Source organism: Halalkalibacter sp. HAAS-P013, assembly GCF_056619925.1.
Map to the genome: position 1 here is coordinate 27074 of NZ_JBWQTU010000012.1, position 13352 is coordinate 40425.

Genomic DNA, 13352 nt, shown 5'->3' on the forward strand with positions numbered 1-13352 from the left:
ATATCTATTCTGAAATTAACCGGTATGACACTAGATCAAAATCTTTTGTGTAATAAAACGTTCCGTGCAGGACTCCTTGATCATGTAACACATGTTCAAACATATACTTATCACCGGCTGCCATTGGCAGTCCCTGTACATCCTTTATGCTTTTCCATTCAAGCTTGCCTTCTGGAGATTGTTCAAACATGTCACCTTTAAAACTCGTTGCATGGAACGTGAACATCATCCATTCATTCACCGGCTGATCATTTTCTAGTATTACGATGGTAAAAACAGCACGTAGCTTCGCGCCTTCTACCTGAAGACCTGTTTCTTCCCGAAACTCACGCTCAGCTGACTCTTTTATCGTTTCACCAAGTTCCATTTTGCCACCAGGTGCAACCCACCAGCCTCGGCTTGGTTTTTGTAATAATAATGCATGCTCTCCATTCGTTAATACGCAGTTAGTAATCCGTTGCAACAGCTTCACCTCACGTTCTATTACTTTATTATACAATTAATTGAAGGGTCTAACAATTGCTAGAATCAGGGAACTTTTTTGAACGGAGGTCTTTTGAGGATAAAAAAAAGGGCACGGACCTAATCGTCCGTGCAAATGTATATAAAAAAAGGGGGTCAATTACTTATTTATATAATACCCCTTTTATATTTCACTCGTGTTACAACAGGATTAACGTTTGATATCAAAAAGGATTATTTTTCCTTTTCCTTTACCTCTCAGGAATCAGTGCAATAAAAAATCAAGCGCAAATCCAATTTGGCTTTACACTTGATCAGTTACTTTACGCTTTCGACTTCTCTCCAAGCGTCTCTAAATAATGCTGTACATTTTGAGCAGCCAAGCTTCCGTCACCTGTTGCTGTTACAATTTGACGAAGTGACTTTTCACGAATATCACCAGCTGCAAATATTCCAGGAACTTTCGTCTCCATTTCTTCGTTTGTTTCAACATAGCCCTCTGCATTGGTGATTCCTAAGTTTTTCACACTTTCATTTAAAGGCAACATGCCAATATAAATAAACACGCCATCTGTTTTAAATTCTTTTTCCTCGCCATTTTCGGTACTAACGAGTGTGACACTTCCGACTTTACCATTTTCATCATTGATTTCTTTTACCGTATGGTTCCAGATGAAATCGATCTTGTCATTATCAAATGCACGCTGTTGCAAGATTTTTTGGGCACGTAACTCATCACGGCGGTGTACAACGGTTACTTTTGTTGCAAAGCGCGTTAAATACACCGCTTCTTCAACAGCGGAGTCTCCGCCACCGACAACAACTAGCTCTTTTCCTTTGAAAAAGGCACCATCACATACAGCACAATAAGAAACTCCGCGTCCACTTAATTCTTTTTCACCAGGAACACCAATCTTCTTGTATTCTGCCCCTGTTGCCACAATAACCGCACGAGCCTTAAATTCCTTGCTACCGGCTTTGACAATTTTAAGGTCACCTTCGCAGGCAATCTCTTTCACATCACCATATCCATATTCAGCACCAAACTTCTTTGCATGCTCGAACATTTTTGTTGAAAGTTCAGGTCCAAGAATATGATCAAACCCAGGATAGTTTTCCACGTCTTCTGTATTCGCCATTTGTCCACCTGGAATTCCGCGTTCAACCATGATCGTTGAAAGACCTGCACGAGATGTGTAAACAGCCGCCGTCATACCTGCAGGACCTGCCCCAGCTATGACAACATCATAAATTTTTTCCTCACTCATTATTGGTCCACTCCTTTAGAACACTCTTTTTCACTTGTCTAAATCTACGTCTTTTCACTAATATCGTAGCGAATTGACTTGTGAATGTCTATATATCTGCTCAGTTATTCAACCCACATATCAAACTGGATCTGATCGTGATTAACTGGCTCCTTTTTCGCAATTACAAGTGCTGATTTGGCTTGCTTTGAACCAAGTTCTTCTGCTCGTTTAAATAATTGGATCGCCTTATGTCGATCATTACAATGATACATTGCTACTGCATAGCCAAACAGCAATTCAGACCGTTGTTCCAGTTCCCACCTGCTTAATTCCTTAAGTCGGTCATAAGCAACTTGAAACTCTCCAACAGAACATAATGTTTCAGCTACTTTGACATAATGGTCCCCATCAATCGGGTAGACGCGACGTAAAGAACGAATGTAGGCCTCTGCACGTTTAGCATCCCCACTTTTCGTGTAAAACAAAGCTAAATTACACAGTGTAAAAAGATTTCCTGGATCTTTTTCAAGGATGGTTTGACATATTTCAAAAGCAGACTCATCCCCTTGACGGAAAAGAGCTTCCGCTAATTGGTTATGTGCTGTCCAATATGTTGGGTGCTCATCGATAATGGTTTGCAAAACGGGTATAGCCGCATGAGTATTCCCCTGTCTTACTAAATAACGTGCACGTTCAAACTGAGCGATCAATTCATCTTCGTCTTCTTCTAGGTCATCCCATTCCTCATCTTCTTCTCGTTCAAAACGAAGCAATTCTAAAAGATCTTTTGCGTCTTCTGTAAAGCGTTCATCTGGACTTAACTCTAAATAACGCAACGTCATTCGTTCGGCTTTTTCAAAAAGTCCAAGGTATGCATAATTATTTGCCATGAAGAAATAGCATTCTGCTACATCTTCTTTTTCCGCTAACACATTTTCTAATATTTCATTTGACCGTTCATATTCTCCAATTTCAGAAAGCACTGCTGCCAATTGAACATGAAAGACAGGCTCAGTGTTCGTTAGCTTAACCGCTCTCTCTAACAGCTTAATCGCACGTTGTAAGTGGTTCTTTCTGTACGCTTCAATTCCCCTATGAAAGAAATAATCCCCACTTTGAAACAAAGGAACAACTTTGCCTTTTTCCTGTTCGTCTTTTGGTTTTAATCCCATGAAGTTTTGTTACCTCCAGCTTCTCAATCATAAGACATAGTATAACATCATTTTATAAAGAGTGGGAACGAAAAAAGAGGTACAGAAAAAGGCATATCCTTTGCCACTTTCTGCACCAGCACGGGTAGGGGTCAGCCCTTTTTTTAGAGGGCACTGAAAGGGTGGATTTCCTTTCAGTGCCCTCTGCTATAATTAAAAACCGTCTATGAGTGGGTTCCTCATAGACGACTTGCAACGTACTTAGCCATTGCTACTTATTCAAGATCACTGGTTGATTTTTACCGTATGATCTCCTTTACTTTTTGTGTCTTTCCTCTAAAACAGCTAATACGTCATCTAACGGCAGCTTTTGTTCACGTAGGAGTACGAGAAGATGATACAACAAATCAGATACTTCCCACTTCAATTCTTCCGGGTCACGATTTTTCGCAGCAATGATCACTTCTCCTGCTTCTTCGCCAACCTTTTTCAAGATTTTATCGACACCTTTTTCAAACAAATACGTCGTGTAAGCCCCTTCTGGCATCTCCGCTTCTCGCTCTGCAATGACCCGTTCTAACTCGTCAAGGATCGCAAAACGAGTAGGGTTCGTACGAACAACTTGATCTTCAAACAATGTATTAGAAAAGCACGTATAGACCCCTTTGTGACACGCCGGCCCAGCAGGTACAACAAGAACCACAATCGCATCACTATCACAGTCATAGCGCATGTCGACAATTTGCTGCGTGTTCCCTGAAGTTGCTCCTTTGTGCCATAGCTCTTGGCGGGAACGAGAATAAAACCATGTTTCTCTCGTTTCAAGCGACTTCTGTAACGATTCTTTATTCATATAGGCTAGTGTCAAAACTTCTTTGCTCGCAGCATCTTGCACAATCGCTGGCACAAGTCCGTTTTGATCAAATTGAATCTTCTCGATGCTCATCGTACGGCCACACCCTTTTCGTTTAAATATGTTTTCACTTCTGCGACCGACGTTTCCTTGTAATGAAAAATCGATGCCGCTAGTGCTGCATCTGCTTTGGCATCCCGAAATACATCAGCAAAGTCTTCCTTCTTTCCTGCACCACCTGATGCAATAACTGGTACCGTAACGGCAGCATTCACCGCTTTTGTCAACGCGAGGTCAAATCCAGTCTTCGCCCCGTCTTGATCCATGCTTGTTAATAAAATCTCGCCAGCGCCAAGACGTACGGCTTCTCTCGCCCAGTCCGTCACTTCCCATTCCGTTGCTTCACGTCCACCATGTGTATAAATCCGCCATGAACCAAGCTCTTCATCGTGCTTCGCATCGATTGCAACAACGATGCACTGCGACCCAAAGAAGTCTGCTCCTTCTTTAATCAGCTCCGGACGCTTCACCGCTGCTGTATTCAACGATACCTTGTCTGCTCCAGCTCGCAGCACGCGTTTCATATCTTCAAGAGAATTAATTCCTCCCCCTACGGTAAAAGGGATCGCAAGTGTACCTGCGACTTGCTCCACGACTTCTACCATCGTTTCACGCCCCTCATGCGAAGCGGATATATCTAAGAATACGAGTTCATCTGCGCCTTGCTCATCATAAAAGGCAGCAAGTTCAACTGGATCACCAGCATCACGTAAATCAACGAATTGGACGCCTTTTACGACACGCCCATCTTTCACATCCAAACAAGGAACGATACGTTTTGTTAACAACCTATTCGCCCCCTTGCAATGCTTCTTCTAATGTGAATTGATTCGTGTATAGTGCCTTACCTACAATGGCACCACTCACTCCACGGTTTTTACGCTCACGAAGTTCCGTCAAATCAGCTAACGAACTCACGCCACCAGAGGCAATGACTTGCTTGCCTGTTGCTTCTGCTAGGTTCGTAATCGCTTCTGTATTTGGACCAGATAGCATGCCATCACGTGAAATATCGGTAAAAATAAACACTTCAGCCCCGTGACGAGCAAGCTCCTGCGCCAACGTTTCAGCCTTCACAGATGACGTCTCAAGCCAGCCCTCTGTTGCAACATAGCCATCACGTGCATCTAACCCAATTGCAATTCGCTCACCGCCATATGTAGCTAACATCTCTTTTGTGAACTCAGGATTATTGACAGCGACACTTCCTAATATGACACGGTCTACCCCTTGCTCAAGATAAAAGGCGACATCTTCAGCCGTACGAATACCACCGCCAATTTGAACTTTCGCATCAAGCTCTTTAGCAACACGAAGCACGTGCTCATGGTTCACACGTTTTTTCGCTTTCGCCCCATCTAAGTCAACCATATGAATCCACTGTGCCCCGGCATCAGCAAATAACTTTGCCATGTCAAAAGGCGAGTCCCCATACACGGTTTCTTGATCATAATCTCCTTGTACAAGACGTACACATTTTCCGTCTCTCATATCAATCGCTGGATAAATAACAAAATTACTCACGACTTTCTCCTCCTTGCGTGATGAGCTCTCCAAAATTGCGAAGGATCGCCATGCCTACGTGGCTGCTTTTTTCTGGATGGAATTGCGTCCCCATTACGTTGTCTCTGCCAACTACAGCTGGAACTGTTACGTCATACTCACTCGAAGCAATTAACACGTCCTCGTCCTTATGCTTGACCACATATGAGTGAACAAAATACACGTGACCCTCATCAACTTCTTGTAAAAGTTTGTGTTCAGGCTTATGGAACGTTAGATTGTTCCAGCCCATATGAGGTACTTTGTATGTTTCGCCGTTTGCCGTATGACCAACAAAGCGCTCCACGCGACCAGGTAAAAGTTTTAACCCTTCTGTCTCCCCATGCTCCGCGCTTTCTTCAAATAAAAGCTGCATGCCAAGGCAAATCCCTAAAAGCGGCTTTCCTGATTGCGCCCATTCACGTAAAAATTCCGTTAAGCCCATCTCATTCAACGTCTTCATCGCATCTGGAAATGCACCAACACCAGGAAGAAGAAGTCCATCAGCTTTTTTCAATTGTTCAATATCATCTGTTACTACATAGTCTAGCTCTAGGCGCTCCAGTGCTTTACTCACACTGTGCAAATTCCCCATCCCATAATCAACAATGCCGATCATCTTATAACATTCCCTTCGTTGACGGGACGCCTTTTACCCGCTCATCGATACTCGTTGCTTCATCCAAGGCACGTGCTAATGCTTTAAATACCGCTTCAATCATGTGGTGTGTATTGTGGCCGTAGTGGACGATAATGTGCAAGTTCATTCTTGCTTCAAGAGCCAGTTTCCACATAAATTCGTGAACGAGCTCAACATCAAATGTCCCCACTTTCTGACTTGGGAACTCAGCGCGGAACTCAAGATGCGGACGGTTGCTTAAATCAACAACGACTTGAGCTAACGTCTCATCCATTGGTACAAATGCGTTTCCATAGCGGCGGATTCCTTTTTTATCTCCAAGTGCTTCTTTTAACACATGACCTAAGCAAATGCCGATATCCTCCGTCGTATGATGATCATCAACTTCCGTATCTCCATTTGCATCAACGGTTAAATTGAAATGACCGTGCTTTGTGAACAGATCAAGCATGTGCGTTAAAAAAGGTACGCCTGTTTCTAATTCTGATCTTCCTTCTCCATCCACAGTAAAGTCCAACTTAATTTGTGTTTCACCTGTATTTCGTTCGATCTGTGCGCGACGTTCTGTCATCTACTTTTCCTCCAACCTAATATCAATTGCTCGTGCGTGTGCTTCCAATCCTTCTAAACGGGCAAGAGCTGAAATTTTGCGGCCATTTTCTTCCATGGCTTGTTTGCTATATGAAATAATGCTTGATTTTTTTGTGAAATCATCGACATTGAGCGGACTAGAAAAACGAGCGGTTCCATTTGTCGGCAGGACGTGGTTCGGTCCTGCAAAATAGTCACCAACCGGCTCCGAGCTATAAGGACCAACAAAAATCGCTCCAGCATGACGGATTTTTCCGATTAGATTCATTGGTTCTTCTGTTAGGATTTCTAAATGCTCGGGTGCAAGTTGATTGACAACATCAACCGCTTCAACTAAATCGCAAGCAACGTAAATCACACCGTAATCCCTAATGGAAGCTCCAGCAATATCACGTTTTGGCAATGTCGTAAGTTGCTCTTCTACTTCTTTTGCCACCTCTTCTGCAAGCTCTTGGGAAGCCGTCACTAACACAGCTGACGCTTGCTCATCATGCTCCGCTTGGGACAAAAGATCAGCTGCGATGTAACGAGGGTTCGCCTTTTCATCAGCAAGAACAACAATTTCACTTGGCCCCGCGATCATATCAATATCAACCGTTCCAAATACAGCGCGCTTGGCTAACGCCACATAGATATTGCCAGGACCGGTAATTTTATCAACGGCTTGAATCGACTCCGTTCCATATGCAAGAGCAGCAACCGCTTGAGCTCCGCCAACTTTATAAATCTCCTTCACCCCTAGCTCCTTCGCTGTCACAAGGACACTAGCAGGAAGCAACCCATCTGCCCCTGCTGGTGAAACCATGACAATACGCTTTACTCCAGCCACTTGAGCTGGAATGACATTCATCATAATCGATGATGGGTAGGCTGCTTTGCCTCCTGGCACATAAACACCAACGGAATCAAGTGGAGTTACTTTTTGACCAAGAATCGTTCCATCTTCTTTTGTCGTCATCCACGATTGACGCTTCTGACGCTCGTGGAAATCTTTAATGTTCACGATCGCCTCACGCAACGCTGAAATCAATTCGTCATCAATCTCTGCATAAGCCCCTTTGAGTTCTTCCTCCGTTACTCGAAGACTTGTAAGCTCTGCTCCATCAAATTTTTTCGTTAATTCAAATAGAGCTTGATCGCCTTGTTCTTTTACTTGAGCAATGATCGCTTCTACCGCTTCTCTTTGCTTCTCTGTACCTGTATCAATATCACGCTTAATGCTTACCTCTGCCCCAACTTTGACGATTTTCATGCTTCCTCCTCCTCGATCACTCGAGAAAGACGTTCGACCATTTCGTCAATACGCTCGTCTTTCATACGGTAACTAACTGGATTGACAATCAAACGGGATGTAATAGGCACGATTGTTTCAAGCTCTACTAAGCCATTTTCCTTTAATGTTCTCCCAGTTGATACGATATCAACGATGCGATCTGCTAGCCCAATTAATGGCGCCAACTCTATCGAACCATTTAATTTAATGATCTCCACTTGCTCGCCTTGCTCTTTAAAATATTGTGTTGCTAGGTTCGGATATTTCGAAGCGACTTTTGGATTGATGTCTTTCTTTTCATAATTCGGAAGACCGGCAACCGCCAAGTAGCACTCACTAATTTGTAGGTCGAGCACTTCGTAGACAACACGCTCTTCTTCGATCATCGTATCTTTTCCAGCCACTCCGACATCGGCAACACCGTGCTCGACATATGTCGGTACATCCATTGGTTTCGCAAGGATAAAACGCATGTTTTCCTCTGGCACATCAATAATTAACCTACGAGAATCATCAAACTCTGCCGGTAAATTATAGCCTGCTTTTCGCAGCAATACTAATGCTTCTTCAAAAATTCTCCCCTTCGGCATCGCAACCGTTAACCATTCTGCCATCTTACGCGTCTCCTTTCTTCGCACCAATGAAATAGTGCACGTCACTAAATTGCTCTGACATTCCGTCGACATCCTCGACTCCGGCAATGTCTTGAACAACGACGGACTCACCTTTTCCTCTTAGGCTTGCTGCTTCTTGGAATGCTTCTGCACGTCTTTCTTTACTAAAGACGATGCATGTTTTTTTCTGCTTTGTGTTCATTTCGCCGAGCGCTTCAACAAGTAAATCTAAACGAACGCCAAATCCGGTTGCCTGACCAGGACGCTCAAATTTGCCAAGCAGCTCATCATAACGCCCGCCACTGCAAAGCGGTACACCTAAATTGCTTCCATAGCCTTCAAACACCGCTCCTGTGTAATAACTCATATGAAGGACTAAATTCAAATCTAATTTTACGTATTGTTCAATGCCGTAGCTTTCTAATACTTGCCATAGCTCTGCTAATTCAGTTAGCGCTTTTGAGCCTTCTTCGTTAGACACAAGCTTCGCTGCTTCTTCCACTGTTCCTTTGCCGCCGCGTAGCTTTAAGAGACCAAGAAGTCTCCCTTTATCAATGGAGGAAATCGGCAAGTTTTTCACGTGCTCACGGAATCCAACATAATTTTTTTCATATAAAAAACGACGCAGCTCATCCGCACGCTCTCCGACAATATCTTCTAAGAGCGCGTTCACATAGCCAACATGGCCGATCGCAATTTTAAAGTGAGCCAAGCCTGTACGTTTTAATGCTGACACCATAAGAGAAATGACTTCCCCATCGGCGCTAACCGTCCCATCGCCGATTAACTCCACACCAAGCTGCTCAAATTCTGCCGGTTTACCAGCCTCATGCTGCTGAGCTCTAAAAACGGTTGATTGATAGGAAAGTCTAAGCGGATACGCTTCTCCCTTCATACTAGAAGCAACGAGTCTTGCAATCGGTGCTGTCATATCAGGACGAAGCACCAATGTATTTCCTTGTTGATCTAATAATTTAAACAACTGTTGATCCAAAATCGCTGACGCAAGACCAACCGTTTCATAATATTCTAACGTCGGGGTTTCAATCATTTGATATCCCCATCCAGACATTTCCGTTTCTAATTGCTGACGTACCTGCTTTTTCATTTCATACATTTCTGGCAATGTATCGCGCATTCCAAGTGGCTTCTCAAACATAAGTGGCTTAGACATTGATTTCACTCCTCGTTCTTCTCCGTTGTCTGCTTTTTTTTGCAGCTCTCCGACATCTTTTTTCTATCTTTCCTATCATTCGCGTTTTTTGTCAAAATACCTGTTATTATTTCTTGAAATTGTTCGTTTCACTTTAGTTCGCTAATGTGCTAATAAGATAAAGTATATTGTTAGTTTACATGGAGGTCCGAACAACGTCAACCATTTTGATAGAATTATCTCACAATTAACGGGAAAGGGGGAGAATACTTTGATTTTTCAATAGACTGTTTCGCCTTTAAAAAAGACCCGAGTCTCACAGACTCAGGCCTCCCCTTACTAGTTACCTAGCATTTCATTAACTTTATCTTGGTTGTTGTCAATCCACTCTCTCGCTGCTTCTTCTGGATCTTGACCTTCATCTTCAATTTGTACGATCATTTCTTCAACATCATCAATCGAAATGTTCCAGTTGCTTAAAAATTCAAAAGCATCAGGGGCTTTTTCTTGCAGCTCATGATTTGTCACAACATGAACAGATGATGTTTCAAAGAAGCCGGCATCGTTACCGATAACTTTGATGTCATATTTGTTAAACATCGTGTGTGGTCTCCATCCAAAGAAAATCACTGGCTCTTCCTGCTGCATCAGACGTTGAGCTTGTGCTAACATTCCACCTTCAGATGAATTTACTTGTGTAATATCTAATCCTAACGCTTCAATCATTTCGTTTGTTTCTTCTTGCACACTTGTTCCTTCTTCAATTCCATACATTTCGTTATTAAATAAATCTTCGTTGCCAACAATGTCTTCTACGGAGTTAATATCTTCCATGTAGTTTGGTACCACCCAACCTGTTTCTGCTTCTGGATAACTTACAGCCGTATCAACAACCGTGTCCTCGAATCTCTCCATATGAACTTGGTGCATTGGGAACCATGCATCCATAAAGACATCAAGGTCACCACGAGACAACCCCATAAATACATTTCCTACATCGGCATTTGTCTCTACAACTTCATAGCCCATATCTTGTATAATTAAACTAGCAATTTGAGTTGGAGGAACTGTACTTGTCCAAGGTGTTACCCCAAACGTTATCGTTTCCCCATTGCTATTTTCTTCTGTTGTTTCTCCGCTCGTTTCACCTGATGCACAGCCAACAGCTGTTGCTAGAAATACGGCCATCATTGAACCTAGTAAAAGCTTTTTCATAGATTTTCTCTCCTTTTTCTTATGCTTTTTTCGCTAATCCTTGTGTAATACGGTCTAAAATAATCGCTAACACAACAATTCCTAAGCCACCTGTTAAACCTAGACCAACATTAACTGTTGAGATCCCTGATAATACGGTTGAACCAAGTCCTGGAGCTCCAATCATTGAGGCGATTACAGCCATGGATAGTGCGAGCATCATTGTTTGATTCACCCCAGCCATAATGGTTGGCAGGGCTAGTGGCAGTTGTACTTTAAATAGTAACTGACGAGACGTCGTACCGAAGGCTTTTGAAGCCTCTACGACATCACTTGGTACTTGTCTAATTCCTAAATTCGTCATTCGGACAGCAGGAGGCGTAGCAAAGACAAATGTTGCAATGACTGCCGGCACCCCACCTAGTCCGAATAAAAGAATCGCAGGGATTAAATAAACAAAGCTAGGCAATGTTTGCATAAAGTCTAAAATAGGTCTTGTGATTTGTTCCATTACCTTATTTGTTGCACTTAAAATTCCGAGTGGTACTCCTACCAACACAGATAAAATCGTTGATACGAGTACAATCGATACCGTTTGCATCGCAGCTTCCCACAAATCAACGGAACCAAGATACAAACAGCCAATTAATGCGAATAACGCAATTCCTTTTCCAGCTATTTTCCAAGACAACAAAATTAAAACAATCATAATAAGCTCTGGCGGGACTGTAATTAATAGATTTGTTACGGCATCGACAAATGCACGAAGCACCGTACTTATGCTATTAAAGAACCCACTCATAACAGGAAGCAGCCAACCATCGACAAAACGATTGGTCCATTCCTCTAACGGGAAGTAGAAGTAATTCATGCTGATACCACCTCATCTTTTTCTTTCCCAAGAACTAAGCCTGAGAGAATCGATACACGCGAAATGATTCCTAGTAGTTTTCCATCTTCAACGACTACGATTGGATATTTCGTTTCTACCGCAATTCCAATCAGGTCATTTAAAGGTGTCGTAGGATCCGCAGAATGTACCGCCGAATCAATTAAAACATCCTCCATTGGGATATTCTCTTTGTATGCTTTGATCGCATCATCAATCGTCAATAATCCTTGGAAGTTTTTCTCTTTATCCACAACAAAAATACTCGAGGCACCGGCTTCTTCCATTTTCCTTACAGCAACTCTTGGACCGTCTTTATACGTTGTTAACACTTCTGGTTTTTTCATGACATGAGATGCTTCCAATACTTTGGAGCGATCGACGTCTTTAACGAAATTGGAGACATATTCATTAGCTGGATTTTCTAAAATCTCCTCTGCCGTCCCCACTTGAACAATCTGTCCGTCTTTCATAATGGCAATTCGATCTCCAAGCTTTAACGCTTCGTCTAGATCATGGGTAATAAAGAGGATTGTTTTACCTAGTTTATTTTGTAGATGAAGGAGCTCATCTTGCATTTCCTTACGAATTAAAGGGTCAAGAGCACTAAATGCTTCGTCCATAAGCAAAATATCTGAATCATTTGCTAATGCGCGAGCAAGTCCTACACGTTGCTGCATTCCACCACTTAATTGACTTGGAAAGCTTTCTTCATACCCTTTTAGTCCAACATCCTCAATCGACTTTAAAGCCTTCTCTTCTCGTTCGGCTTTGTCTACCCCTTGAATTTCTAACCCATAGGCAACATTCGTTAATACTGTCCGATGGGGTAACAATCCAAATTGCTGAAATACCATCGCTAATTTTTGACGTCTCGTTTCTATGAGAGCATTTTTATCCATCTTGGTGATGTCTTCACCATCGATGAGAATCTCCCCATCCGTTGGTTCAATGAGACGATTTACTAAACGAATTAATGTTGACTTTCCACTTCCTGAAAGACCCATAATGACGAATATTTCCCCCGCTTTAACAGAGAAAGAGGCTTGATTAACCCCAACGGTCATCCCCATTTTTTTAAGGATATCTGCCTTCTGTTCTCCGTTTTTTAAGCTTTTTAATCCTTGCTTCGGGTGGGAACCAAAGATCTTGGTCAAATTATTTACTTCAATCTTATTCATAAACATTCTCCTCTGTTATAGCCTATCGCTTCTTAATTCCGATCTGTCTACCGACTTGTTTTGGGGATTGTAAATGTTCATGTGCGCTTCGTATTTTTTCAATGATTGGTAAGACTTCAGAAGGGAAAGGAGCTGGTCTCCCCTCCGTTGTATCCATCCCCATTAACATCTGCTCACTTGTAGCAATCTCTGCACCCTCACTATTTTTCATAACAAAAAATACGTGCAGACGTTTCGCATCATCATCTAATAACTGGATTTCAACTGTTAGTTCTTCACCTTCGTGTGCTTCTTTTAAATAGCAAAGATGTGTTTCCAATGTGAAAATCGTGTAGTTTAGTGATTGGCGAGCTGCTTCATTTAAGCCGATATAATCCATAAATGAATCAACGGATAAGCTAAATACTCTTGCATACTCCGCATCATTCATGTGGCCATTATAGTCAACCCACTCTTTGCGGACATGATCTTTGTAGCTAAATGACGGTAACATCCATTT

At 42.5% G+C, this 13352-nt stretch carries 15 protein-coding genes; all 15 read right to left on the reverse strand.

Annotated features, from left to right (window positions below; all coding sequences use genetic code 11):
- Nucleotides 1–4: 4 nt before the first annotated feature.
- Complete coding sequence (locus AC1FXP_RS15945) at nt 5–463, reverse strand: NUDIX hydrolase (RefSeq protein WP_480063009.1); 459 nt, start codon at nt 461–463, stop codon at nt 5–7.
- A gap of 322 nt (nt 464–785) precedes the next feature.
- Nucleotides 786–1730, reverse strand: a complete 945-nt coding sequence (gene trxB, locus AC1FXP_RS15950) for a thioredoxin-disulfide reductase (RefSeq protein ID WP_480063010.1) — start codon at nt 1728–1730, stop codon at nt 786–788.
- Nucleotides 1731–1834: 104 nt separating this feature from the next.
- Nucleotides 1835–2884 carry a tetratricopeptide repeat protein gene (locus AC1FXP_RS15955; protein ID WP_480063011.1) on the reverse strand — a complete coding sequence of 350 codons (1050 nt, stop codon included), beginning with the start codon at nt 2882–2884 and terminating at the stop codon, nt 1835–1837.
- A 295-nt stretch (nt 2885–3179) separates the two neighbouring features.
- On the reverse strand, nt 3180–3809 hold the full coding sequence (hisIE, locus tag AC1FXP_RS15960; RefSeq protein ID WP_480063012.1) for a bifunctional phosphoribosyl-AMP cyclohydrolase/phosphoribosyl-ATP diphosphatase HisIE: 630 nt from the start codon (nt 3807–3809) through the stop codon (nt 3180–3182).
- Nucleotides 3806–4564 (reverse strand): imidazole glycerol phosphate synthase subunit HisF, encoded by a 759-nt coding sequence (gene hisF, locus AC1FXP_RS15965; protein WP_480063013.1) that lies wholly within the window; start codon nt 4562–4564, stop codon nt 3806–3808. Before hisF ends, hisIE begins: the two co-directional genes overlap by 4 nt.
- A 1-nt stretch (nt 4565) precedes the next feature.
- On the reverse strand, nt 4566–5300 hold the full coding sequence (gene hisA / locus AC1FXP_RS15970) for a 1-(5-phosphoribosyl)-5-[(5-phosphoribosylamino)methylideneamino]imidazole-4-carboxamide isomerase (RefSeq protein WP_250097879.1): 735 nt from the start codon (nt 5298–5300) through the stop codon (nt 4566–4568).
- Nucleotides 5293–5937: an imidazole glycerol phosphate synthase subunit HisH gene (hisH, locus tag AC1FXP_RS15975; RefSeq protein WP_480063014.1), complete on the reverse strand. Its 645-nt coding sequence runs from the start codon at nt 5935–5937 to the stop codon at nt 5293–5295. Before hisH ends, hisA begins: the two co-directional genes overlap by 8 nt.
- 1 nt (nt 5938) lies before the next feature.
- Complete coding sequence (hisB, locus tag AC1FXP_RS15980) at nt 5939–6529, reverse strand: imidazoleglycerol-phosphate dehydratase HisB (RefSeq protein WP_250097877.1); 591 nt, start codon at nt 6527–6529, stop codon at nt 5939–5941.
- Nucleotides 6530–7801, reverse strand: coding sequence for a histidinol dehydrogenase (gene hisD, locus AC1FXP_RS15985; protein ID WP_480063015.1), 1272 nt, complete (start codon nt 7799–7801; stop codon nt 6530–6532).
- Nucleotides 7798–8436 carry an ATP phosphoribosyltransferase gene (gene hisG, locus AC1FXP_RS15990; RefSeq protein ID WP_480063016.1) on the reverse strand — a complete coding sequence of 213 codons (639 nt, stop codon included), beginning with the start codon at nt 8434–8436 and terminating at the stop codon, nt 7798–7800. Before hisG ends, hisD begins: the two co-directional genes overlap by 4 nt.
- Nucleotide 8437: 1 nt before the next feature.
- A complete protein-coding gene (locus AC1FXP_RS15995; protein ID WP_480063017.1) occupies nt 8438–9610 on the reverse strand; it encodes an ATP phosphoribosyltransferase regulatory subunit in 1173 nt (390 codons plus the stop codon).
- Between the two features lie 318 nt (nt 9611–9928).
- A complete protein-coding gene (locus AC1FXP_RS16000; protein ID WP_480063018.1) occupies nt 9929–10804 on the reverse strand; it encodes a glycine betaine ABC transporter substrate-binding protein in 876 nt (291 codons plus the stop codon).
- Nucleotides 10805–10823: 19 nt separating this feature from the next.
- Entirely contained in the window at nt 10824–11654 is an 831-nt protein-coding gene (locus AC1FXP_RS16005; protein ID WP_480063019.1) for an ABC transporter permease, read from the reverse strand.
- On the reverse strand, nt 11651–12853 hold the full coding sequence (locus AC1FXP_RS16010; RefSeq protein WP_480063020.1) for a quaternary amine ABC transporter ATP-binding protein: 1203 nt from the start codon (nt 12851–12853) through the stop codon (nt 11651–11653). The genes AC1FXP_RS16005 and AC1FXP_RS16010 overlap by 4 nt, the downstream gene beginning before the upstream one ends.
- Before the next feature lie 22 nt (nt 12854–12875).
- On the reverse strand, nt 12876–13346 hold the full coding sequence (locus AC1FXP_RS16015) for a thioesterase family protein (RefSeq protein WP_480063021.1): 471 nt from the start codon (nt 13344–13346) through the stop codon (nt 12876–12878).
- Nucleotides 13347–13352 lie beyond the last annotated feature (6 nt).

Coding starts and splice junctions, on each gene's coding strand:
- trxB (WP_480063010.1), bottom strand. CDS start 1,730: ATGAGTGAGGAAAAAATTTATGATGTTGTCATAGCTGGGGCAGGTCCT.
- AC1FXP_RS15955 (WP_480063011.1), bottom strand. CDS start 2,884: ATGGGATTAAAACCAAAAGACGAACAGGAAAAAGGCAAAGTTGTTCCT.
- hisIE (WP_480063012.1), bottom strand. CDS start 3,809: ATGAGCATCGAGAAGATTCAATTTGATCAAAACGGACTTGTGCCAGCG.
- hisH (WP_480063014.1), bottom strand. CDS start 5,937: ATGATCGGCATTGTTGATTATGGGATGGGGAATTTGCACAGTGTGAGT.
- hisB (WP_250097877.1), bottom strand. CDS start 6,529: ATGACAGAACGTCGCGCACAGATCGAACGAAATACAGGTGAAACACAA.
- hisD (WP_480063015.1), bottom strand. CDS start 7,801: ATGAAAATCGTCAAAGTTGGGGCAGAGGTAAGCATTAAGCGTGATATT.
- hisG (WP_480063016.1), bottom strand. CDS start 8,436: ATGGCAGAATGGTTAACGGTTGCGATGCCGAAGGGGAGAATTTTTGAA.
- AC1FXP_RS15995 (WP_480063017.1), bottom strand. CDS start 9,610: ATGTCTAAGCCACTTATGTTTGAGAAGCCACTTGGAATGCGCGATACA.
- AC1FXP_RS16000 (WP_480063018.1), bottom strand. CDS start 10,804: ATGAAAAAGCTTTTACTAGGTTCAATGATGGCCGTATTTCTAGCAACA.
- AC1FXP_RS16005 (WP_480063019.1), bottom strand. CDS start 11,654: ATGAATTACTTCTACTTCCCGTTAGAGGAATGGACCAATCGTTTTGTC.
- AC1FXP_RS16010 (WP_480063020.1), bottom strand. CDS start 12,853: ATGAATAAGATTGAAGTAAATAATTTGACCAAGATCTTTGGTTCCCAC.
- AC1FXP_RS16015 (WP_480063021.1), bottom strand. CDS start 13,346: ATGTTACCGTCATTTAGCTACAAAGATCATGTCCGCAAAGAGTGGGTT.